The organism is Chryseobacterium sp. CS3K3.1 (genome assembly GCF_059515165.1).
This window is the reverse complement of record NZ_JCAKRV010000002.1, coordinates 62,610-87,055: the sequence shown is the minus strand read 5'-3', so window position 1 is coordinate 87,055 and position 24,446 is coordinate 62,610. Positions and strand designations below refer to the sequence as shown.

Annotated in this window: 15 protein-coding genes; 6 read left to right on the top strand and 9 right to left on the bottom strand. The window is 38.2% G+C overall.

What is annotated here, in order from left to right; translation table 11 throughout:
- Positions 1 to 212 precede the first annotated feature (212 nt).
- Together AC5YGI_RS02765 and AC5YGI_RS02760 are read right to left on the bottom strand one after the other, a co-directional pair.
- Positions 213 to 941, bottom strand: coding sequence for a ZIP family metal transporter (locus AC5YGI_RS02765; protein ID WP_123278072.1), 729 nt, complete (start codon positions 939 to 941; stop codon positions 213 to 215).
- Complete coding sequence (locus AC5YGI_RS02760; protein WP_114821178.1) at positions 941 to 1,666, bottom strand: class I SAM-dependent DNA methyltransferase; 726 nt, start codon at positions 1,664 to 1,666, stop codon at positions 941 to 943. The genes AC5YGI_RS02765 and AC5YGI_RS02760 overlap by 1 nt, the downstream gene beginning before the upstream one ends.
- 137 nt (positions 1,667 to 1,803) lie before the next feature.
- Between AC5YGI_RS02760 and AC5YGI_RS02755 the strand changes: the two genes are divergently transcribed.
- Positions 1,804 to 2,970, top strand: a complete 1,167-nt coding sequence (locus AC5YGI_RS02755) for a THUMP domain-containing class I SAM-dependent RNA methyltransferase (protein WP_227943971.1) — start codon at positions 1,804 to 1,806, stop codon at positions 2,968 to 2,970.
- A 19-nt stretch (positions 2,971 to 2,989) separates the two neighbouring features.
- Positions 2,990 to 3,412 (top strand): branched-chain amino acid ABC transporter substrate-binding protein, encoded by a 423-nt coding sequence (locus tag AC5YGI_RS02750; protein ID WP_330745649.1) that lies wholly within the window; start codon positions 2,990 to 2,992, stop codon positions 3,410 to 3,412.
- Positions 3,413 to 3,720: 308 nt separating this feature from the next.
- Here the strand turns inward: AC5YGI_RS02750 and AC5YGI_RS02745 are convergent, their stop codons facing one another.
- Both AC5YGI_RS02745 and AC5YGI_RS02740 read right to left on the bottom strand, forming a co-directional pair.
- Positions 3,721 to 4,527 carry an AraC family transcriptional regulator gene (locus AC5YGI_RS02745; RefSeq protein ID WP_446106419.1) on the bottom strand — a complete coding sequence of 269 codons (807 nt, stop codon included), beginning with the start codon at positions 4,525 to 4,527 and terminating at the stop codon, positions 3,721 to 3,723.
- Between the two features lie 199 nt (positions 4,528 to 4,726).
- Complete coding sequence (locus AC5YGI_RS02740) at positions 4,727 to 5,740, bottom strand: SDR family NAD(P)-dependent oxidoreductase (RefSeq protein WP_496167435.1); 1,014 nt, start codon at positions 5,738 to 5,740, stop codon at positions 4,727 to 4,729.
- A 208-nt stretch (positions 5,741 to 5,948) separates the two neighbouring features.
- Between AC5YGI_RS02740 and AC5YGI_RS02735 the strand changes: the two genes are divergently transcribed.
- Entirely contained in the window at positions 5,949 to 6,953 is a 1,005-nt protein-coding gene (locus AC5YGI_RS02735) for a glycosyltransferase family 2 protein (RefSeq protein ID WP_202838534.1), read from the top strand.
- 129 nt (positions 6,954 to 7,082) lie between these two features.
- Here AC5YGI_RS02735 and AC5YGI_RS02730 read toward each other — a convergent pair whose 3' ends face one another.
- Positions 7,083 to 8,312 (bottom strand): aminotransferase class I/II-fold pyridoxal phosphate-dependent enzyme, encoded by a 1,230-nt coding sequence (locus tag AC5YGI_RS02730; protein ID WP_496167433.1) that lies wholly within the window; start codon positions 8,310 to 8,312, stop codon positions 7,083 to 7,085.
- A gap of 157 nt (positions 8,313 to 8,469) precedes the next feature.
- Between AC5YGI_RS02730 and AC5YGI_RS02725 the strand changes: the two genes are divergently transcribed.
- On the top strand, positions 8,470 to 8,928 hold the full coding sequence (locus tag AC5YGI_RS02725) for an Lrp/AsnC family transcriptional regulator (protein WP_110009280.1): 459 nt from the start codon (positions 8,470 to 8,472) through the stop codon (positions 8,926 to 8,928).
- 38 nt (positions 8,929 to 8,966) lie between these two features.
- On the opposite strand, the gene AC5YGI_RS02720 is transcribed toward AC5YGI_RS02725, so the two are convergent.
- The 4 genes from AC5YGI_RS02720 to AC5YGI_RS02705 all read right to left on the bottom strand — a co-directional run bounded on the left by AC5YGI_RS02720 (position 8,967) and on the right by AC5YGI_RS02705 (position 15,647).
- Positions 8,967 to 10,061, bottom strand: coding sequence for a serine hydrolase domain-containing protein (locus AC5YGI_RS02720; RefSeq protein WP_496167432.1), 1,095 nt, complete (start codon positions 10,059 to 10,061; stop codon positions 8,967 to 8,969).
- Between the two features lie 173 nt (positions 10,062 to 10,234).
- Positions 10,235 to 11,266 (bottom strand): bestrophin family protein, encoded by a 1,032-nt coding sequence (locus AC5YGI_RS02715; protein ID WP_110009282.1) that lies wholly within the window; start codon positions 11,264 to 11,266, stop codon positions 10,235 to 10,237.
- A gap of 115 nt (positions 11,267 to 11,381) precedes the next feature.
- Positions 11,382 to 13,454 carry an alpha-ketoacid dehydrogenase subunit alpha/beta gene (locus AC5YGI_RS02710; RefSeq protein ID WP_496167431.1) on the bottom strand — a complete coding sequence of 691 codons (2,073 nt, stop codon included), beginning with the start codon at positions 13,452 to 13,454 and terminating at the stop codon, positions 11,382 to 11,384.
- Between the two features lie 75 nt (positions 13,455 to 13,529).
- Positions 13,530 to 15,647, bottom strand: a complete 2,118-nt coding sequence (locus tag AC5YGI_RS02705) for a S8 family peptidase (protein ID WP_330745656.1) — start codon at positions 15,645 to 15,647, stop codon at positions 13,530 to 13,532.
- A 420-nt stretch (positions 15,648 to 16,067) separates the two neighbouring features.
- On the opposite strand from AC5YGI_RS02705, the gene dnaE reads away from it, so the two are divergent.
- Together dnaE and AC5YGI_RS02695 are read left to right on the top strand one after the other, a co-directional pair.
- Positions 16,068 to 20,735, top strand: a complete 4,668-nt coding sequence (dnaE, locus tag AC5YGI_RS02700; RefSeq protein ID WP_330745657.1) for a DNA polymerase III subunit alpha — start codon at positions 16,068 to 16,070, stop codon at positions 20,733 to 20,735.
- Between the two features lie 345 nt (positions 20,736 to 21,080).
- Positions 21,081 to 24,362 carry a fibronectin type III domain-containing protein gene (locus AC5YGI_RS02695; protein WP_330745658.1) on the top strand — a complete coding sequence of 1,094 codons (3,282 nt, stop codon included), beginning with the start codon at positions 21,081 to 21,083 and terminating at the stop codon, positions 24,360 to 24,362.
- The last annotated feature ends 84 nt before the right edge of the window (positions 24,363 to 24,446 follow it).

Sequence of the window (24,446 nt, the reverse complement as noted above, 5' to 3'; positions counted from 1 at the left end):
TTAAAAAATGTTAAACAATATATTTTGTTGTGTTTTTAAATGTAAATATTTAATTTTTATTTATTTTTTAATGTAAAATATTTTTTAAAAAACAATTTTTAACTTATTTGTCTAAAATGCTATTGAGTAAAGATCAACGGGTATGATGGGAAAAAATGAATTATTAATATCGGCTAAAATGAAAAAGCTCCGAATCCGGAGCTTTTTTATGTTTAATGAGAATGAGCAGTGGGATGTTGATGGAAAACATGCATCATCAACGCGAGTGAAACTCCTAAAACAACCAGTCCGATTTTTACCCAATCAATATTGTGATTTTTATTGCTTTCAAAAATGATCACGGATGAGATATGAAGAAAAATTCCTCCTACAATAGCCAGGAAATAAGGCTGAAGATCAGGATTGAAATAATTTCCTAATAACATTCCCATTGGAGAAGCCAGTGCGAATAAGGCTACAATGAGAATAGAAGGATAAGATGAGGAACTTTTTGATTCTCCCTTTCTGTTAAATAAAAATGCTCCCAGAATAAATGAAATGGGAAGATTGTGAAATACAATTCCCCAAAGGTAAGGCGACATCTCGTGTTGCTCGTTAGCCAAAGGAATTCCTTCAATAAAAGCATGAATGAATAATCCTACCATTAAAGCAACAGGAAGAATATTGTGTTCGCTATGATGATGAAAGTGCCCGTGTTCAAAACCTTTGGTAAGAGCTTCCAGGATCATCTGCAGCAGAACTCCTGCGATTACGAATATCCCAAGGCTGCTGCTTCCTGAAGAGGTATACACCTGAGGGAAGACTTCGTTGAGACAGATTGTAATCAAAAAACCGGCACTCAGTATCAATAGATTTTTGGCCAGCTTCTCTTTTTTACCAAAGTGTTTTCCAAGAAATACTCCTGTTACGACACTTAAAATCAGTAAAAGTACTGTTGTCATTATTTTTTCTTAAATAAATTGATGCAACGCGGGGAATTTTCTTTTTTAAATTCATTCAGCTGATAATCTCCCCAGATTTTTATTCTTTCAAACCCACATTCCGAAGCATAGGCATGAATGGCTTCCAAAGTATGGAGTTTTACTTTTTCAAAGAAATGAAACGGCTTACCGTCAGCCTCAAAACGGATATCTTTGATGACATGTCTGCCTTCGATCTTCTTTAAAATTCTGAACTCAATATCGCCTCGGGTTATTGTGGTTTCAGGAACTAAGGTATTTCTTACAAATTCTTCATTCAGATAGTCCAGAACAAAATATCCTCCTGGTTTTAAAGCATTGTAAACCGATTGGAATACTTTCTTATCATCACTTTCATTGTCAAAATACCCAAAACTTGTAAATAAATTGAATACAGCATCCATCGGATCGGCATCAATAGGGTTTCTCATATCATGAACTTCAAAAAGCAGCGTTTGATTTTCGTACTGTTTGTCCGATTCAATACTTTGTCTTGAAAGATCAAGTCCCAGAACATCATATCCTAATTTGTTAAGAAAAACAGAGTGCCTTCCCTTTCCGCAGGCAAGATCTATGATTTTCGACTGAGGCGGAAGCTGAAGATCCGCTGTGAGCTTTGTAATGAAGTTTTCAGCTTCAGTATAGTCTCTGTTGCTATAAAGCAAATGATAATAAGGGGTATCAAACCAAGATTCAAACCATTCCATAATGCAAAAATAACTAAATTTGTGCGGTTAAAAGCAAAGTATTTTACAACATTAAGAGATTGAAAAATTCAATTGGACAAGAAGTTGAATAGTTAATCTTTTAATTTTTAAAGCTTTAAATCTTTTAATTCAAACTTATGGATACAGAAAATATTAAAATACAGATAAAGACATTCTTCGGATTGGAGCAGATTCTGGCAGAAGAAATCAAAAAATTGGGCGGAAGAAATGTTGAAATTAAAAACAGAGCAGTAAACTGTGAAGGAGATCTGGGTTTTCTTTACAAGATCAATTATTCTGCAAGAACGGCATTGAAAATATTGGTGCCCATTCATGAGTTCAAGGCTTTTAATCAGCACCAGTTCTATGACAGGTTGTTCAAATTTGAATGGGAGAACTTTATGGATGTTGATCAGTCTTTCTCTATTGATGCTACGGTTAATTCTGAAACGTTCAAGCATTCTCAGTTTGTGACTTTAAAAATGAAGGATGCGATCGTGGATTATTTCCAGGAAAAATTCAAAAGACGGCCTAATGTAGAAACGAGAAATCCGGATATCAAATTCCATCTTCATATAGACCGAGAATTGGTCATGATTTCAATGGATTCTTCAGGAGATCCTTTGTTTAAAAGAGGGTACAGGAGAGAACAGGGAGAAGCGCCTATCAACGAAGTTCTTGCAAGCGGAATGCTTCAGCTGGCAGGCTGGGACGGAAAAGGTAATTTCCTTGATCCGATGTGCGGTTCAGGAACATTATTGATTGAAGCAGCAATGATTGCAATGGATCTTCCGGCTCAGATTTTCAGAAAAAGGTTCGGATTCCAGAACTGGAATAACTATGATGCAGACCTGTTTGCAAAAATTAAAGAATTCAGAATCAATAGAATCAGACAGTTTGATGGAAAAATTGTTGGATATGACATCGATGCAAGAATGCTGAATGCGGCAAGAATGAACGTGGAAGCAGCGGAAATGGAAGATGTGATTGAGATTAAAAAACAAAACTTCTTTGATTCTAAAAAAGAGCTGTTCCCTTTATTAATGGTATTCAATCCGCCATACGATGAGAGAATTTCCATCAATGATGATGATTTCTACAAGAAAATCGGAGATACCTTTAAAACGCATTATCCAAATACCTTAGCATGGCTGATCTCTTCCGATCTGGAAGCGGTGAAGAAAATCGGTTTACGTCCTTCAAGAAAGATCAAACTTTTCAACGGAAAACTGGAAACAAGATTTTTGCAGTATGAAATGTATGAAGGAACGAAAAAAGTACATAAACTGGAAGAGAATAAGTAGGATTTAAAATAATAAACTGATGTTTTTAGATCTATTAAGCATAATTTTGGACGCATTGGGGTTGCTTAGCTCGGGCTCAGGCTTGTCAAGTTCAACCTCTGACAGAAAGAGTCTTAATTATAATGAAAAACCTCTAAAAAAGGAATCAAAAAGATCTAAATATTTTACTGAGAAAGTAAGTGCTGTAGCTTTGGCGTTAGCGGCATTTGGGCTTTTTATTGTTTTTAAAGATCCTTTACCTGTACAAAACTATACACAAACCTTAATAGTAGCTTCTTTAATAGGAATTGGTATTTCGCTGTTAGTGTTTTTTATTCTCTATGTTTTGGAACTTTATTACTTTAAAACCCTGTTCAAATTACTTCTTTTCAGTTGCTCAGTAATCACTTTTTTTGTTTCGGCAGTATTATATATCTACTTTAGATCGGGATTTTTTATATAATAGGACAAAATAGTATGAAGGAACGAAGAAAGTTTATAAATTGGGAGATAATAAATAATAACCTCTGAGATTAGAAATGTCCTGGAATTTTTTTGACATATTTGATGTAATTTTTGATTTACTAGATCTGTTGGGTTCTGGATCAAAATCGTCACGTTCAAAATCACCTTCAAAACCTGAAAGAAAAGCTCTAAATCATAATATAATATATCAAAAGAAGGAATCAAAAGATCCAGGTAGTTCGCAGAAAAAATAATTCCAGTAGTAATAAAAAAAGGTTGTACCACATGAGTACAACCTTTTGTGTTTTATCGAGCCAGTGAAGGCGCAAACCCATACTGTTTTTTAAAAGCATGCGAAAAATGGGACAGATCTTCAAAACCTACTTCCAGAAAAACATCAGAAGGCTTTTTGTTCTTTTCTGATAAATGATAATAGGCCAGTTCAAGGCGTTTTTGAGTAAGCCACCGCTGTGGAGTTGTCTGAAAAATCTTTCTGAAATCCCGGTTGAAAGTAGATAAACTTCTTCCTGTCAGATATCCGAACCGCTCCAAAGGCATATTGAACATATAATTTTTTTCCATAAAATTGATCAGATCTACTTTTCCCGGCTCATCAAAATCGGCGAGTATGTAATCTATATCCGGATCAATTTCCCTTACAATACTGATAGCTTCAGTGATTTTTAAATGGGCAATATTCTCAGGAAGCGGACCTTCCATTTCAAAATAAGGTATGAGCGACGCAAGACAGCTGTTCAGAAGCGGATGACTGCTGAAACTATGAATGCTGGCTTTGTGATTTCCTGTTTTCCTCTGCTCATCAACAGAACTGTAAAAATTCTTCAGACGTTCTGTGGTAAGATGCATAACTACTGCTTTATGCGGAAGCCCGTCTTTAGGATAATTGATAATCGTGGCAAGATGGTTTCTTGGAATCAGGAAAATATCTCCAGCTTTGAAAACATAGGTTTTATCTGCCTGAATAATTTTCGTTTCTCCTGATATGAACCAAACGAGCATATGGTATTCAAAAACTGTTTCCGTTTTGAAGAGCTTGTCATCATAACTGGAAAGCTTGATATCCGGCGTGAGGTATTGTATCTGGAAATCCATTGTCAAAAGTTTTTCATTACAAATGTATTTAATATAATTTTACGCTTTGCCATTGACGAAGTCGAATCTTCGATTTCTGATGAAGGAAGAATCTCATGTATAGCTTAGATTCTTCATTTCACTACGTTACATACAGAATGAGCGTTATAATAATAAGATAGCAGGATTTGTAAAATTGTATATAATTGCCTAAAAACAGTTATTGGGTATCAAAGCTGAATCCCAGCATTTCTTCACTTAATTTCCATAAACGGGCAGCATTGTTTTTGTCGATGGAATAAGGTTGTACCCCACGAATTGTAGCCGGTTCATCAAATCTGTGCTCAATTTGCCCTCTGTCTACCTCTGCAATATCACAGTTTTCACAATACACTCCGCCAATTCCGTTAAGTTGAGGCGTCACAGCACACCAGACTGTAGTAGCAGCCCCTTGTGGAATGGTTTTTAATCGTGCTTCAACTTCAGGTTTTATATTTCCGTTTTCGTCATGCGTTCCAAGCTGTTTAAAAAGCTCAACAGGTTCTTCTCTGCCCAGATCAGTACCATATACAGAACCGGGATGGAGAGAATAGGCTCTGATATTGAATTCTTTTCCTTTTTCATCGAGTTCTACGGCAAACAGATTACAAGCTGTTTTGGATTGTCCGTATCCGGAAAGGGTATCGTAATCTCTTTCCTCAAAGTTGGGGTCTTCAAAGTTAAAAGGAGCCATCTGATGTCCATACGAAGAAACACTGATTACCCTTGCTCCATTTGCTTTTTTCAGAGCCGGCCATAATTTTGAGGTGAGATGGAACTGTCCAAGATAATTGGTCGCCAGTTGAGATTCAAAACCTCTGCTGTCCCTGCGGAGCGGTACCCACATAATCCCGGCATTATTAATAAGAAGATCCAGTTTTCTGCCTGATGAGACAAATCTTTCTGCAAAGGCATCAATGGATGCCGGATCCATCAGATCCATTTTTTCAAGTTCGATATTTTCAATTCCTGTAAGATTTTTTCCTGCCTTTTCAATATCTCTTGCAGGAATAATGACATGGGCTCCGGCTGAAGTAAGTACTTTTGTAGTTTCAAGACCGATTCCTGCATAGCCACCGGTAATGATCACTGTTTTTCCGGTAAGATCAATTCCCTGAATAACTTCCTGTGCTGTTGAATAAGCATTAAAGCCTGACTGAATGGGTTGCTGTAATGTGCTGATAATGGGTTCCATTTTTTGTTGGTTTAAATTTCTATAGCAAAATTAGGAGGGATTCCGGACGTTTATTTTGTTTAAAATGCCAAATTACTTGGTTCAGAATTTCATTGGTAAAATGCATACAGTGAGAAGAATACAAGGTAACTTCGTTAATTTCTCTGAATAAGCTGTTAAACTGTTTGTAGGTTGTTCTGCGAATAAGTAATTTTGAAAAATTTTCAATTTGAAGCCTACTATTTCTATTGTCGTTGCCATTTACAACCGGAAAGATGAACTTTTTGAGTTGCTGACTTCTCTTACTCAACAGACAGATAAGGAGTTTGAGATCATCATCGTGGATGACGGTTCTCTGATCGATCTGAAACCTACTATCAAAAACTTTGAACAGGGATTGGATATTAAATATTTCAGAAAAGATAATTCAGGACCGGGACTGACAAGAAATTACGGAGCAGCAAGAGCCGCTAACGAATGGCTGGTATTTGTAGACAGTGATGTCATTGTTGAAAAAGATTATATTGAGCATATTAAAAATGATATTCTGACCATTCCCTGTGATGCATTTGGCGGGGCCGATAAAGCGCATAAAGGATTTAATCTGATGCAGAAAGCTATTTCGTATTCCATGACGTCTGTATTTACTACCGGAGGAATAAGGGGAAGTAAGAAAGCGGTTTCGAAATTTCAGCCCAGAAGTTTTAATATGGGGGTGAAAAAAGAAGTCTTTAAAAAAGTAGGCGGATTTTCCGAAATGAGAATTGGTGAAGATCCGGATCTTTCCATGACCCTATGGGAAAATGGTTTTACTACTGCTTTTTTTGATGATATCGCTGTATATCATAAACGTAGGGTTGATTTTGGAAAATTCTCCAAACAGGTCTATCAGTTTGGCTGTGCAAGACCGATTCTTAATCAGAGACACCCGAATTATGTAAAGATTTCCTTTGCTTTTCCTACTTTATTTATGCTGGGATATGTGATGGGCTTTCTGGAGTATTTTATTATGGGAAGAGGAATCATCCTTGCCTTTTATGGATTGTACACCTTTCTGGTGTTGTTTCACGCTTTATTGCTGACAAAAAATATCAGTATTGCCGGAATGGCAGTTATTTCCACTTATATTCAGATGTTTTCTTACGGATACGGATTCTTAAAGTCCTGGATTTTGCTGAATGTTTTCAGAATGAAGCCCGAGGATGCTTTTCCACATCATTATTATAAGAAATAGCAGGGATCATTACCTGTAAAGGAAATTCAATAGGAATGGGCTTTAGCGCATTCATCAAATAAATACATCTTAGATTGATAAATAAAAAAGGCTGTTTCTCACAAATGAAACAGCCTTTTTACAATAAATTTAGGAAATGGAAATGTTTTCATGGTGGTTAAGAACTCCAACTTTCAGCATGCATTCCTTCATTTTTTGGTAAGTTCTTTTGATATCATGGTCAAGACCGATGGAGAACCTGATCAGTCCGTCTGAAATTCCTATAGATGCTCTTTCTTCTTCAGGGATTTCAGATGAGGTAGATTTTCCTGAGCATGAGAATAAGGTCTTATAGAACCCTAAGCTCACAGCAAGATACCCCAGGTTTTCTGTCTGCATCAGTTCCATCAGTTCGTTTGCTTTTTCTGTTGTTCCGGCATCCAGGGTCAGTAATCCTCCGTATCCGTATTCTTCATGAATCATACTTTTCATTAATTCATGGTTTTTGTGGCATGGTAAACCCGGATAAGATACTTTTAAACCATCTTTTTCAAATCTTTCAGCCAGATACATGGCATTGTGGCTGTGCTGTTTGATTCTGATGTGTAATGTTCTCAGATTTTTTAAGATACTTGAAGATCGTAAGCTGTCCATGGTTGGGCCAAGAAGCATACAAGCTCCGGAATTGACATTTTTGGTATCATCAATAAATGCCTGAGTGGCGCAATATACTCCTCCTACCGTATCACTGCTTCCGTTGATGAACTTTGTGAGGCTGTGAATCACGACGTCTGCCCCAAATAATGTCGGAGAAATTGAAAGAGGGGAGAAGGTATTATCTACAATCAGTTTCAGGTTGTGTTTCTTACAGATTTCAGAAAGCTTTCTAAGGTCTGCTACTTCAAGCAGCGGATTGCTCACACTTTCACAATAAATGACTTTAGTATCGGCAGTAATAGCTTTTTCTATAGATTCAAAATTATTGATATCTACAAAAGTGGTCGCTACATTGAACTGAGGGAAGAAATTTTTTAGAAAAGCATAGGTTCCCCCGTAGATAGTCCGGCTTGAAATAATATGGTCTCCACTTTTGCACACCTGCATCAAAACAGAAGTTATTGCTCCCATTCCGGATGCTGTAACGTTGGCAGATTCTGTGTTCTCCATCTTGGCAAGAGCCTGGGCCAGATAAAGATTCATCGGTGATGAATGTCTGGAGTACAGATAGCATCCTTCCGCATTGCCTTCGAAAGTATCAAACATTGTCTTTGCAGAAAGGAAGGTATAGGTGGAGCTGTCAGAGATAGAAGGATTCACTCCCCCGAATTCACCAAAATACTGAAGATCCTGGATCTCATTGGCTGCGTTAAAGTTTTCCATAAATATTGTTTTTATTTTATGGTTCTAATTTGCATTAAATTGTTAATTATTACAACATAAATTTGAATTTATAGAATATAAAACTGTAAAATATTGTTTATTTAGAAAAAATATTTAGTATCTTCGATAGTATTAAATTTTTACCAAAAAATTATCTATGGAACTTGACGAAACTGATAAGAAACTTTTGTCTTTTTTACAGGAAGACTGTAAACAAACCACCAAAGAACTGTCCGCTAAGCTTGGATTGTCCGTTACAGCAATTTATGAGCGTGTAAAAAAGCTTGAAAATGCTGGGGTTATTTCAAAATATGTAGCCTTGCTGGACAAGAGTAAAGTTAAGAAAAATTTTATCGTTTTGTGTCATGTGAAACTAAGCCAGCATAAAAAAGAATTTGTCCTTCAGTTTGAAAAAGAGGTAATGGACCTTCAGGAAGTTACGGAATGTTTCCATGTAAGCGGAGATTATGATTATATCCTTAAAATAGGAGTGAAAGACATTGAAGATTACCGCAGTTTTATGCTGACGAAACTTACAACGCTTCAACACATTGCAAGTACGCACAGCTCATTTATGATTTCCGAAGTTAAAAATACGACGGCGATTGTATTGTAAGCTTATCACAGGTTTTTTGATTTAAACTGTATGGAAGATCAATGTTTATAAATATCTTCTTTGGTCATTTTGTCGATAAAATAGTGAAGTCTTTTAATCTCACTTCTGCCTCTGTTTTTGTCATTCAGAAAGCAGGTCGTCACGATAACCATTTTTAAATCAGGAATGATGCAGATAAGCTGTCCGCCATATCCGGTAGCCACAAAAGCCTGATGTCCGTTGGTTTTTCTACGCCACCAGTAATAGCCGTATCCATTGGCACCCGGCATCACATCCCAGGAATCCAGTTTGACATGCTCAGCTGTCGATTCCTGAATCCATTTTGAGGAAACAATCTGTCTGCCTCCCAATTTTCCGTTATTCAGAATCATCAAACCAAATTTCAGCATATCTTCAGGTTTCATAAACATTTCCGAACCTGCAATATTCCTGTTCATGGAATCTGTATCCCATCGGGGAACATTGATCTTTAGTGGTTTAAAAAGGTTTTCTGCTGCAAATTGTTTCAGATTGGTTTTCACAATTTTTGCCAGTGCTGCTCCGAAAAGGTGGGTTTCACCGCTGTTATAATTAAATACGGTTCCCGGATACTCTTCAAAAGGAAGATCCAGTACAAATTTTACAGGATCACCGGAAAATGACATGGCTGTTGATATTTTTGAATTTTCAATCCAATCGAAACCACCTTGCATGGTCAGCAGATTTCTTAACGTTAACGTATTTCTGATCGAATCATGAGCTACCTTTCCTTCAATATTGGAAATGTTTTTGAAACTGCTTCTCGATATATTGTATTCCGGAAGAATTTTTAAAACCGGTGTATTGAGATTGGGAAGTATGTTTTTATCTTGCGCAATGCCTGCCAGAACAGAGACGATACTCTTGGTAACGGACTTTATACTGAAGATGGTTTCTTTGTTGGCTCCGTGGGAATAATGCTCATAAATCAGTTTGTCATTTTGGGAAACAATGAACGATCCCAAAGAAGGAATACTGTCGTTGATCTCCTGGGTGAAGTGATCTGTAAATTCTTTTGGTAACTCTTTATTGAAAGCTGCCTGCGACTTCACATTAGGGCAGAATAGGGTAAGGCACAGCATTGTGATAGCCTGCAGAAGTTGCCTGGATCTCATTGTTTACAAAGAAGGGATAAATTATTAGCTGATCGAAAAAGTAACAATTATACTGATCCGGATGAATTAATATAGCTGATGCTTTCAAAGCTCTAAATTATGAAAAACAATGAACTTTTAAAATATATTTTGCCTTTTATTACAGTTTTGTTTTAATAAATGATCCTCAGGAATTATACTAATACTCCGTTTTTGGAAGCTATAGGATCCGGAAGATCTGTTTCTCCGCTCATCTGAAGAAGGTCTATTTCAATCGTTCTGCAGATAGACAGCATAGGGACGTCAAACATTAATCCAGCAAAAGGATTTTCAGAATAATCTCCTACCAGTTCCATGATGATATAAATCCATCCAATGATGATACAGAAAGGAATAGAAGTCCATATTCCCCAATCTCCCAATTTGGCAAACTCGTTCACTAATCCCAGTGGAAGAAGCATGATGAACAATATATTAAAAACAAAAGCTGTACTGGCAAACTGTCTTGGAGAAGGAAACTTTTTGATTCTCTCTGCCTGTCCCTGGAAATTGTAGAATTCATTCAGGCTGTTTTGAAGCTGAGTCTGATTGAAATCTGTAATGGCATTCATATTTTTCAGCTCGTTGATGTCTTTTGCCTGCTGGGCTATCAGATAGGTAGCAAAATTTTTATAATCATTTTTAAGATCATATTCTTCTTCTGACAGATATTTGTGCAGGAAAATAGGCGCTCTTCCGTAGTCAGGAAAACCGGCTTTTATTAACCTGTTTCTTCTCAGGTTGATATTCCCGAATTTATTATTTTCTGTACTGATATGCTCCCATTCTGTAGGAATCAAAAGCTGTTCCCGGAAAGTATATAACCATGCTATATGACGGTAAACGATTCTTCTTTTACGGTCTTCAAGATCAAAAACACCAATTTCTTCGTTTTTAGTATCGAAGGCATACACCATAGAGGCAAATGAACGGCTGGAATTCACAATTCCACCCCAGATTTTTCTGGCTTCCCAAAGTCTGTCATAAGCCTGATTGTTTTTAAAACCTACAAGGAATGCTTCTGCCGTACCAATCAAAGCTACAGGAACCCATGGAATCGTCATCCACTGCCAATTGAAAAAATAGAATAGGACAGCGATCAGCGTACACCAGATTGAAATCAGTATAAGATGAAAACCTGATAAATTGAGAACCTGCTTATAATTGACATATTTAGTAGTGATCATAAAGAAGTATGGAATTTTTGGTGCATATCAACAAAATAGATACCAAAATGAGGCATCTGTTCTGTTGATTAAAATTAATAAAAAAAACCTCTGATTTTTCAGAGGTTTCAATTATTTAATATTTCAGCATTTCTTCGATCTTACTGCTGAGCTTTTCAGCATTTGGAAGCATTTCTTTTTCCAGAACAAGGTTGATAGGAACAGCAGGCACATCCAGTGATCCCATTGTTTCTACCGGTGCGTCAAGATACCTGAAGCAATTTTTGGAAATACGGTGTGCAAAAGCTTCTGCAAAAGAGTTGTTTAGCTGTTCCTCTGTCAGAACGATGCATTTTCCATGCGCTTTCACTCTTTCGAAAACAAGTTCTTCATCAAGAGGAATCAATGTTCTTAAATCGATCACTTCAACTCTTCCGTTGAAACTCTTAGCTGCTTCTTTGGCCCAGTAAACTCCCATTCCATAAGTAACTATCAATAAAGTTCTGCCTTTTTCGGTTTCATTCTTATCTGCTTCAATAATTACTTTACCTTTTCCAAATGGAAGAACATAATCTTCAGCAGGCTCTATCGTTTTGGCATCTTCAGTTCCCGGAACTTTACTCCAGTACAATCCTTTATGCTCCAGCATCACTACCGGGTTCGGATCATAATAAGCTGCTTTTAGCAAACCTTTAAAATCTGCCGCATTACTTGGGTATGCTATTTTGATTCCTTTGATATTGGCTAAGATACTTTCCACACTTCCACTATGGTAAGGACCGCCGCCGCCATAGGCTCCGATAGGAACACGGATGATATTGCTTACCGGGAATTTTCCGCCGCTTAAATAACTTGATTTTGAAATTTCCGTAATCAACTGGTTGATTCCCGGATAAATATAATCAGCAAACTGAACCTCAACAATTGGCTTCAGTCCAACTGCACTCATTCCCGCTGTAGATCCAATGATATAAGCTTCCTGAATGGCTGTGTTGAATACTCTTTTGCTTCCGAATTTTTTTCCTAAAGTAACCGTTTCACGGAAAACGCCACCGATTCTTTCCCCTACATCCTGCCCGTAAAGAAGTGCTTCAGGGTGTTTCCACATCAGTTCCTGGATGGCATGGATGGCAGCATCTACCATTACAATTTTTTCTCCGTTCGCAGGTTCACGTGTTCCTGTCTCCTCAGTAATAGGAGTTGGAGCAAAAACGTGCTGCATTACGGTTTCAGGCTTTGGATCCTCTGCATTTTTAGCTTTTTCAAAAGCTTCTTCTGCTTCAAGACGCGCCTTTTTAGTGATTTGCTTTAAAAGATCTTCATCAACACCTGTTTCCAGTAAATGTTTTCTGAGGATCTCTCCCGGATCTTTGGCCCTATGTTTTGTTAAATCTTCTTCGTCCCTATAGAATTCTCTTCTTACTCCAGAAGTGTGATGACCGATCAATACCGTTTTTGCACAGACAACAAGAGGCTTTCTTTCTGTTCTTACAAAATCTACGGCTTTTTTCATGGCTTCAAAACTTTCCACAAAATCAGTTCCGTCTACTCTCATTCTGCTTAGCCCAGTGAATCCTGCTACAAAATCGTATGCATCACAGGTTCTTGCTTCGTCTTTCGTTACGGAAATTCCCCATTCGTTATCCTGAACAAGGAAGATGATCGGAAGCTGATGCAGAGCAGCAAACTGTAAAGCTTCACTCACTTCACCTTCTGTAACGGAATTGTCTCCAAGACTGCAAACCACAACAGGATTGTTTTCAAATTGCTGAAGATTGAAATCCTGAATGTACTTGATTCCCTGTGCAACTCCTGTCGTTGGGATAGTCTGCATTCCTGTAGCGGAACTCTGGTGAACGATTTTTGGTTTGTTTTCATCCCTGCTTGAAGGGTGGGAGTAATAAGATCTTCCTCCCGAAAAAGGATCATCAGCTTTTGCCAGTAGTTGAAGCATTAGTTGATAAGGTTCAAAACCGATTCCTAAAAGAATGCTTTCGTCTCTGTAATAGGGAGAAACCCAGTCTTCTTTTTTAAGCTGATAGGCTGTCGCAAGCTGGATGGCTTCGTGACCTCTGGAAGTACTGTGAACGTATTTGCATACATTTCTGTTTTCTTCGTAAATGTCAGCCATTGCCTTGGCCAGCATCATATGATTATACGCTTTGAGTAATATATCCTGAGAAACTTTTTCGTGAAGTGCATTTTCCATAGGAAGCAAATATACATAAAAAAACAAAATACTAACAACTGTTAGTATTTTGTGAAAAATCTTTGTTGATATAGGTTATTCCTTGATCACTTTTTTAGAAATAACATCTTTGTCTGTTTTTATTTCAATGATGTAAATTCCCTTGGTGTAAGTGGATAAATCTATTGGTTCTTTGTCATTGTTAATGATTCCGGTCTGTAATTTTTTACCTGAAAGATCATAGATCGTAAAAGTAGACTTTCTAGGCGCTCTTAATATATTGGTAAAGTCTTTTACAACAGTTGGAGCTACGGTTAAAGCATCCGTTGCAGATGCTGTTCCTTTAGTTCCCAGTACTTCGGTAAATCCTGTTACGAGCACGGAGTAGTTTTGAGGAGAAGTAACACTCGGAGAAGCGTTGTTTTTTAATGTTCCTTTATGAGAAATCTCAATTCTATAAACAGCTCCTGGTGTCGGGTTATCAATAACTACCTGTTCTACATTGTCTACGGTGTTGTCTCCTTTTGTAGCAGGGGTCATTGGATCTAGTGCATTTAATTTCCAAGGCTGATAAATGATGCCTGTTCCGGTATCTATAATTCGTACATCCAAATCGTTTATCAATCTGGAAGTTCTGTTATTATAGGCTTCTGTCCATGTTATGCTGGCAGGGACCACATATTCCGGGTCAACCCAGGATAAGGTTACTTTTAAGGGCTCAGATCCGGATGCTTTTACTGTTTGGGTATTAACTGACCCGTTATTTAAGGTTTCATCATTAAATAGTACGGTATTATTGGATTTTCCTACAAGAAGTTCAGCTCCTTTTTTTGCATTGATGTATCCCCAGCCATTCCATGGATCCGGGCCGACAGTTCCTGCTTCAGATGCGGAGTGGATCATTAAGGTTTTTGCAGAGGCTGCATTAAGTTCAAGAGCAGGATATAGCTGCTTATAAATCTGCATCCATACTCCTATGATTCCGGTAACAATAGGCCCAGAAAAAGAAGTTCCACTGCCTATGCTAGCTGAACTGCTGCCCGTTGTATTTTCGGCTGTGGATGCATAGGCTACATTCGTTCCTGTAGTAATGATATCCGGTTTTATGGCACCATCATCTCTTGGACCTGCGCTGCTGTAGCTTGATTTTATCACATCAGTAGCAGAGGAGTATCTTTTGTCACTAGTAGTCAGAATATCAGAAGCTCCTACTACGATAATATTTTTTGCCAAAGAACCAACACCAATACAGTCATATCCTAAAGCGCAGTTGTTTTGTGGTAGTGTGTCTGTAGCTGCAAATTGTACATAACTTCCCGCGCTGTTTTTATAATATTTAGCTAAGGTGTTTCCTGTTGGCCCCATTCCATATGAATTTCCTGCTGATTTCACGATAACATAGGTGGGATTATTATACACGATATTGTCATAAGTCTGGTCGCTATCAAGATAGGTTCCCTGTAGATCAGCAGTGGTTCCAGGGCTTGTGAACTGCCCTCCCCATACCCAGGCAACTCCATAAAGGCTACTCCAACCAGGGTTTGTGCCGTATGAATGATTGGATATTTTGGGCTGTGCGAGGACTATTTTTTCAAATACTGTACTGGGAGCAGAAGCTCCGGCTAATGTTGTAGTGGCAAATGCATAATTGTCAAAAGTTGAATTTTGTGCTATTCCTCTGAAATTAACATCCCGTGTTGTTCCATTGGTAAATGTAAATGTATAAGAATAGTCTTTGGCGCCGATAAATCCGGTAACACCGGTGGAGTGCGAACTGTAGTTCATGGTGCTGGCTTCTTTATTATTAACCCTGCCTGCTGCGTTGTTAAACAGTTCATGCCCTTCAAATGCTCTTCCACCGTCGAAGATGGTATATTTAATATTTTCGCCGTTGAATGAACCTGTCAGCCCTGTAATGTTGCCATCCTGTAAAAAGTCTGCATTGGAGTTTTTTATCTGATCCAAATCATGAGATTGATAGAAATACGGTTTTCCATCCGGATCAAATCCCGCCAGGTTTTTTCGCTGTTCCTCAAGTTCGTTAAGAGACTCGGGGTTTTTACCAGCTGCCAGGTATTTTGAGAGATAAAGATCAAATTTTTTGTTGTTTTCTATTCTTTGACGTTCTAAATCTCTTTTTAAAATTTCATTACTGTTTTGAGCATTTATGACAATAGTTGTCAGCATACTGATCGAAATAAAGATTTTTTTCATTGTGATGTTTTTTTAGGTTTTGTGTTGATAAATATATAAACAAAACGCTTTTATTTTTAATTATAGTCATTGAAAGTGCTTTTTTATTAATGTTTTTAATTTTTTCTGTCTTACTTCATGAATAATTTGATACTCCTGTTTATAGTTGTAGTTTTTATTTTATGTCATTTACAGGTATAATGTCACTATTTTGTGAGAAAATAGCCGAAAAAAATCTCGAACCAGCCACCTGTCTCATCAAAGTTTTAATTTTTTCTTGGAAGAGTGTTTGATTAGAAAAGTAAAATCCTGGTGCAGTAAATGAAATGAAGACCCTATAATTAAAAAAAGCCGGACATTTATATAGTAAAACAAGAGTGCTGATTAGAAAAAAATGAAGTAACTTTACATTCTCTTTTTATAAAAAAGTTAGAACATTATATGTATTTAATTTTTGACACAGAAACAACCGGTTTACCAAAAAATTTCAACGCTCCGCTTTCAGACTCGGATAACTGGCCCAGAATGGTCCAGATTGCATGGCAGGTGCACGATGATGATGGAAACTTGATTGAAAACCAGGATTATATAATAAAACCTGAAGGGTATGATATTCCCTTCAACGCAGCACGTATTCACGGAATTACAACCAAAATTGCCAATGAAGAAGGCCGTGATCTTCAGGAGGTTCTTGAGGAATTCTCTACCGTTCTTGAAAAAATCAGGGTGGTTTCCGGACATAATGTGGAATTCGATTACAATATCGTAGGAGCAGAATTTTACAGAAAAAACCTGAAAGATAACCTTCAGGAAAAGCCTAAAGCGGATACCATGATTTTGGGAACCGACTTCTGCCAGCTGGGCGGGGGCCGGGGAGGCCGTTTTAAACCTCCGAAACTTGAAGAATTATATGAAAAGCTTTATGGGAACAAATTTGATGAAGCCCATAATGCTGCAGCCGACGTTAATGCGACGGCCAGAGCTTTCTTTGAAATGGTAAGAATTGGCGTAGTTCCTGCTGAAACGTTAAAGATTTCAGAAGATCAGCTCGCATATTTCAGAAGTCTTTATCCGGACCCGATCAAGCCTTTCAATATTGTCATCAGAAGACAGGTTGCTGATTTTCATAATAAGAAAAAGCAGCAGGATTTCGGAAGCATTGATGAAATTGATTTAGGTAAATATTTCAATTTTGATAACCATAGTGTTTTCTCTACACTTACGGCTACCTCAAGCATTAATGACCTCATTAAAAAAGCCTCTGAAGAAAATTTCCCAGCTGTCGGAATGGTGGATCTTGGAAATATGATGGGAGCTTTCAAATTCGTCTCGGCAGTAGAAGGAGCTAATGCAGACAGAGCGAAAAAGCATAAAGAATATCTGGCAAAAAAGCAGGAAGCAGAAGAAAACGGAACAGAATTTACTGAAGAAGAGCCTGTTTCAGAACCGCTTATTCCTGTAGTGGGTTGTGAGTTTTATATTTCAGACCGGTACGAACAAAAGCAGTTTACCAAAGATGATCCGGACAGAAGAACACAGGTTGTGCTTTTGGCGAAAGATTTTAATGGATATAAAAACCTGGCAAAACTCTCCAGTATAGGATTCCTGAAAGGGTTCTATTTTGGAGTTCCCAGGGTGAGCAGGGAGTTGATTGCTCAATATAAAGAAGGAGTCATAGCTTTAACATCCGGAATTATGGGAGATATTCCCGATGCGATCTTAAATACGGGTGAGCAGAAAGGAGAGGAGCTTTTCAAATGGTGGAAAGACACCTTTGAAGATGATTTTTATGTGCAGATTCAGAATCACAAACTGCCTGAAGAAGAACATTTAAATGAAGTTCTTTTGTATCTGGCAGATAAATATAATGTGAAAATTTTAGCTCAGAACGAAACCTTTTACACCAATAAAGATGATTCTAATATTCAGGACATTGTAAGCTGTATCAAAGATGGTGAAAAGCTTACTACGCCTATTGGAAAAGGATTCGGTAAAAGAAGAGGGCTGACGACAGGCGAATATTACATCAAAAATTCTGATGAAATAAAAGAAGCCTTTTTAGCCTATCCGGATGCTTTTGATGCATATGAAGAATTTACAGCAAAATTTAAACCTTATACCTTAAAAAGAGACGTACTTCTTCCTAAATTTGATATCCCTGCGGAATTTATCCATGCAGAAGATGAGGTAGATGGCGGGAAAAGAGGGGAGATGGCTTACCTTACCTATCTTACCTATGAAGGTGCTAAGAAAAGATATGGAGAGGACGGTATTACCGACGATATCAAAGAACGTCTTGACTTTGAGCTTGAGGTAATTGCCAATACCGGTTATCCGGGGTACTTCCTTATCGTTCAGGACTTCTGTAATGAAGCCCGTAATATGGGCGTTTGGGTAGGCCCGGGAAGGGGTTCTGCTGCAGGATCTGCTGTGGCGTACTGTATCGGAATTACCAATGTGGACCCCATTAAATATGATCTCCTTTTTGAGAGATTCCTGAACCCGGAAAGGGTTTCCATGCCCGATATTGATATTGACTTTGATGATGAAGGGCGGGATAAAATTATCAAATGGGTGGTTGAAAAATATGGAAAAACTCAGGTAGCACAAATTATTACCTATTCGGTGTTGGGAGGAAAATCTGCCATTAAAGATGCCGGAAGGGTTTTGGATGTGCCTATTCCTGATACCAATAATATTGCCAAGCTGATTCCTCCAAGTCCCGGGATGAATATTGCAAAAGCTTTAGCGAAGTATGATAAATTAAAACCGGAAGAACAGATGCTCGTTGATGAGATGAGATATGTTCTTGAAAGTCCTGATGATGCACGACACGGAGTTTTAGCAAGTGCTAAAAAAATGGAAGGCTGTATCAGAAACACCGGAATTCATGCCTGCGGGGTGATTATTACGCCGGAAGATGTGAGTAATCTTGTTCCGGTTACCATTGCAGCGAAAGATGCTGATATCTTGGTGTCGCAGTTTGATAACTCTGTTGCGGAAAGTGCCGGTCTTCTGAAGATGGACTTTCTGGGGCTGAGAACGCTGACTATCATTAAAGATGCATTGAAGCTTGTTAAAGCAAGATATGGAGTGGATATTGATCCGGATCTTATTCCGCTGGATGATGCCAAAACCTATCAGCTGTTTAAAGAAGGAAGGACAGTCGGGATTTTCCAGTATGAAAGTCCGGGGATGCAAAAATACATGAGAGAGCTTAAACCGACGGTTTTTGCCGATCTTATCGCCATGAATGCCTTGTACCGTCCTGGTCCGATTAAATATATCCCGAACTTCATCAACAGAAAGCACGGAATTGAAGAGATCGTCTACGACTTACCGGAAACAGAAGAATATTTAAAAGAAACATACGGAATTACCGTTTATCAGGAGCAGGTAATGCTTTTGTCCCAGAAACTGGCCAACTTTACCAAAGGTGAAGCCGATACGTTAAGAAAAGCAATGGGTAAAAAGCAGATTGATGTTCTTAATAAAATGTACCCGAAATTTATTGAAGGAGGTAGAAAAAACAACCTTAATGAAGAAAGGCTGGAGAAGATCTGGAACGACTGGAAAGCCTTTGCAGAATATGCCTTCAATAAGTCCCACTCAACGTGTTATGCATTCATCGCTTATCAGACCGCCTATTTAAAAGCTAATTATCCGGCAGAATACATGGCGAGTGTAATGAGTAATAACATTAACAATACGGATTCAATCACTATGTTCATGGAAGACTGTAAAAGTATGGGCGTGGATGTTCTGGGACCGGACGTGAATGAATCTCAATACAAATTCTCCGTAAACGAAAAAGGACAGATCCGCTTTGGGTTGGGGGCAATAAAAGGAATTGGGGAAGGACCGAGTGAAGCAATTACAAGAGAGAGAGAAAACGGAAGGTTCAAAAATATTTATGATTTCTTCGAAAGAATACTGCCTTCACAGATGAACAAAAGGGTAGCGGAGAGTTTGGTGCTTGCAGGTGCTTTTGATGAATTGGATACTTTCCATAGAGGGCAGTATTTTGATATTGACATGGCAGGAAAGACCAATCTTGAAAGACTGATCAGATACGGGCAGAGTTTCCAGGAAAGCAAAAACGAGATGGAGCACTCTTTATTTGCGGATTTTGCAGAAGAAGTTCAGATTGAACAGCCGAAACTGGCTCCATGTCCGGAATGGCCTAATATGCATAAGCTTAATAAAGAAAAAGAGATCATTGGCTTCTATCTTTCTGCTCACCCGCTGGACGAATTTAAATATCAGTTCCAGTTTATGCAGGGGCAGCTTTCTAAAAAAGCGGTTCTTGAGAAAAATGAAGAAGACAAGGCAGTTACCGATGAAGCGCCTGTTTTGGAGCAGGATGCCCTGGAAGATGCTGTGGATCTTACGGAAATTGTTTCAGATGATGTAGTAGCAGGAGAAGAGGAAGTGGTAGAAGAAGTTACTAAGAAGGCAGAGCCAAAAGGGAATTTCTTATTCCTGAATCTGGATGAGGTGGATGCTTACAAAGAACAGGCTTTCTCTAATAAACAGGAAGAGTTGTTTGAAGAGAAAAAGAAAGACTGGAAAACCCTTCAGAAAGAAAGAGAAAATGGCGGTGGTGGTAAAGAATATACTGTAGCCGGTCTTATTACCGAATACAGGGTTCAGGACGGTTTCAGAAGCGGTGAGAAAGTAGCTTTTGTTACACTGGAAGATTATTCCGGATCCTATTCATTCAGGCTGGGAGACAGGGATTATATGAGATTGAAAGAAAAGCTGGAAGTTCAGAGATTTGTTATTTTTAAGATAAAATTTGCTCAGGTAAAAGATGGCAGGGTCTTCGTTAATGTAAATGATGTCATTGAACTTCAGGAAGCATTTGAAAGATTTGCAAAAAGTATATCATTGGTAATGGATGTGATGGATGTAAGACCTGAAGATCTCGACTTTTTCAGAACGGTTCTCGACAGAAACAAAGGAAACCAAAAATTGAAATTCTTTATCAAAAACCTGGAAGATGACTCCCATATTGAAGTTCAGTCTATGAAACATTCGGTGGATCTGAATGGTGATCTGATAAAAGAAATTCAACTTCTTAATAAATATGAATTTTATTTAAACTAGAAAAATACATGATAAAGAAAGGAGTGGCTTTTGCCACTCTTTTTTTTGTTTATATATTATCAGTATTGATGAAAAATTTTAAATAGTTTTTCGGTTAAAATAGAAAAATTTACTGAAGTCTATTTTGGTTATATAGTAGTTAAGTCTCTGTTATTTAATTAGTTGTTATTTTTCATCATATTGCGAAATAATTATATAATTTAAATAAATTTTTAATTATATAATGTTTTAATAGTGTTTTTTATTGTTTTTGTATAAAAATTTATGATATTTTCTAATATTTCATTTAAAATTTAAATTAATATTTATACATTTACCGCCCTAACTGTTATTATTTACTATTTTATGAAGAAATTACTACTTTCGTGTCTGGCTTCCCTGAGTATGGGAGTCTATGCGCAAACCGACGTCGCCAACTATACTTTTTCAAAAAGTACCGGGGTAGCTTATACTTCCATTACCGGAGGTACAAAATTGTTCCCTTCTGGGACTAATACTACTTATGACAATGATGTATCCGCAGCAATTCCATTGTCTTCTCCTTTTAATTTCGGTGGTGTTGCCATGACCACATGTTATGTGAGTGCCAATGGATTTATAACGTTTGGAGCAGCTCCTTCCGGGACAAACTACACTCCAATGTCAAGTCTGGGATCAACTACAGGGGCAATTTCCGCTTTTGGGCAGGATGGAGGCTTTTCATCATCAGATGCAACACAACCAGCGGGAAATCATGAAGTGAGGTATGAGGACCTGGGAACTGAATTTGTTGTACAGTGGCAGGATCATGCCAATTACTTTAACAGATCTACTGAAAAGTTAAATTTTCAGATCAGATTGGTTTATGCTACCGGTGAAATAAAGATCATTTATGGAAGCTGTACAGATCCGGGTACCAGCACTTCTGGCAGTACTCCACAGGTAGGGATAAGAGGAAACAGTACTACTTATGCGTCCAATGTAAATTCCCTGATGATCGGAAACGTGCCGTCCGGAACTACCTGCGATTGGTCTAAAGCTGTTACCGGTAATGCTGGTAGCAGTACAATGCTTTTTTCCAGCACAACCAATGCAAGTGTTAAAATCCCTGCCGGGCTGCAATATAAATGGACACCAGGCACACAGGCTCCGGTAAGGACTTTTGCAGCTGCCACTGCAATTACCAATAATGCTGCTACTGTAAACTGGACGGCTCCGACAGGTGCAACAGCTTACAATGTTCAGTATAGAGAAGTCGGAAACTGTGATTGGACAGACCTTGTTGGTAATCCGGTTTCTGCTGCAACTGCTACAATTACAGGGTTAACTCAAAATACAAGCTACCAGGTTCAGGTTCAGGCATTAAACGGATCAGTAAAATCTATCTATTCTCATATTCCAAACGCAGCCGGAACGGGGAATGGATATGCCTCATCAGGGTCTTTTACCACTACACCTAACTGTGCAAGTACGGTAACCGGTCTTTCTTCTTCTGCTCTGACTCCTGAATCCGCAACAATAAGCTGGACAGCTTCTACAATACCTCCGGGTAATGGATATGAGTATTATTATTCTACATCTTCAACAACTCCGCTTGCAACGGCTACGCCTTCAGGATCTGTAGGTGCCGGGGTAATAACAGCTGATTTATCCGGTCTGACTCCTTCAACTCAATATTATTATTGGGTAAGAGGAAACTGTAATGGAACAGATAAAGGAAATTGGTCAAGCTCTGCAAACTTTACAACACCAGGTCTTTGTCCTACCGTTACCGCTCCTGCATCCAATGCTACAGGAGTAAGTGTAACCCCTACGATTACATGGAATGCAATAAATGGCGCTGCCGGGTACAAACTGAAAGTTGGAACTACCTCAGGAGGAAATGATATTGCAGATATGGATATTGCAGGCGGAACTAATAATTCTTATACTTTCGCAGCTCCTTTAAATTTTGGTACTGCGTATTATTATTCTGTAACTGCTTATACAGCCAATATTGCAGGGCCTGCTACCGCATGTACGGTAAGATCATTCCAGACGGTATGTAATTCATCTAATTTACCTTATACTTTAGATTTTGAAAACGTTACAACACCTGCATTGCCAATTTGTACAACAGTGGTAAACAGTGGTTCCGGAAATTCATGGAAAACAGCAACTGCTCCGGCTGGATTTACAGGGAAAGTGCTTAATTATTCCTATAATAGTTCTAATGCTGCCAATACATGGTTCTTTACCCAAGGTTTAAATCTTACTGCAGGCGTTAGCTACAGAATCAAATATAAGTATGCCAATGCAACAGGAACCACCCAGTATCCTGAAAAATTAAAAGTTGCTTATGGATCTTCTGCTGCAAGTGCTTCAATGACAAATACTTTAGCTGACCACGCCAATATTACAGGTGGAACTGCTACATATGCGTTTGTAGACTTTACACCAGGTGCAACAGGAGTTTATTATTTCGGATTCCAGGCTTATTCTGCAGCTAATATGAACCAGATTTATGTTGATGATATCAATATAGATGTAACCCCTAGCTGCTCTGAACCATTGGCTGTTACTGTTTCAGGAATGACAACCAATGGAGCAAATGCTTCCTGGACTGCTCCGGCAACTGCTCCTGGAAGTGGATATGAGTATTACTATTCTACAAGCAGTACAGCTCCTACAGCGTCTACTGCAGCTTCCGGAACCAGCGCTACCACTTCGGCTCCTTTGTCCGGATTATCTCCTTCCAGTACTTACTATTTATGGGTGAGATCGGTATGTAGTTCTTCCGATAAGAGTGCGTGGAGTTCTCAGGCTGCTGTTTTCAATACACTTTGCGGAACAGCTATGGCTCCTTTTGCTCAAAACTTTGATAGTGGAGCAGCACCCAACTGTTGGAGCAGTATAAACCCTACGGCAACAGGTACCGAAGCTAATCTGTTCTGGAAGTTCTCAGGGTCTGCAGATTATGGTGCAAGTCCGGCTAATAACCAAAAAGCGGCAGGTACATATGCATGGGTAGATGCAAGTTCACCATATAATGGAGCGGGTGCCAACACGGTTCAGCTGGTTACTCCTCCTGTAAATTTAACAGGATTAACCGCACCTCTTGTTTCTTTTGACTGGTTTAAAAACCATTCTACCACTTCTTCTACTACGGTTTCACCTTCCACTTATGATAATAACAAGCTTACGGTAGAAGTAAACGATGGAAACGGATGGGTAGTTATTTTTAGTGATAATACCAACTCAAACCAATGGAGAACAGTTGCTGTTCCTTTGGCGGCTTCTTACATCGGAACTACTATCCAGGTGAGATTTACTGTAGATAAAAATGTGAATGGTAACGGATATTACTATGATGATGTTCTATTAGATAATGTTGAAATAAAACAAAATCCTAATCTGGCAACGTCTGAAACTGCAGTAAAAGAAAACAAGATTAATATATATCCTAATCCGTTTACTGATATGCTGACAATTTCTGATGTATCCAAAGTACAGTCTGTTTTAATTGTTGATGTTTCCGGAAGGTTGATTAAGACCATTGATAAACCATCTTCAGAGCTTCAGCTGAGAGATCTGAAAGAAGGGTTATATTTAGTGGTTCTGAATATGAAAGACGGATCTAAACAAACCCTTAAAGCAATTAAGAGATAAAATAGTTTCTTGAAAAACAGGAAATAGAGAGGCTGCTCAATTTGAGCGGCCTCTCCTTATATAGGTTAAATTGTCTTTTATTAA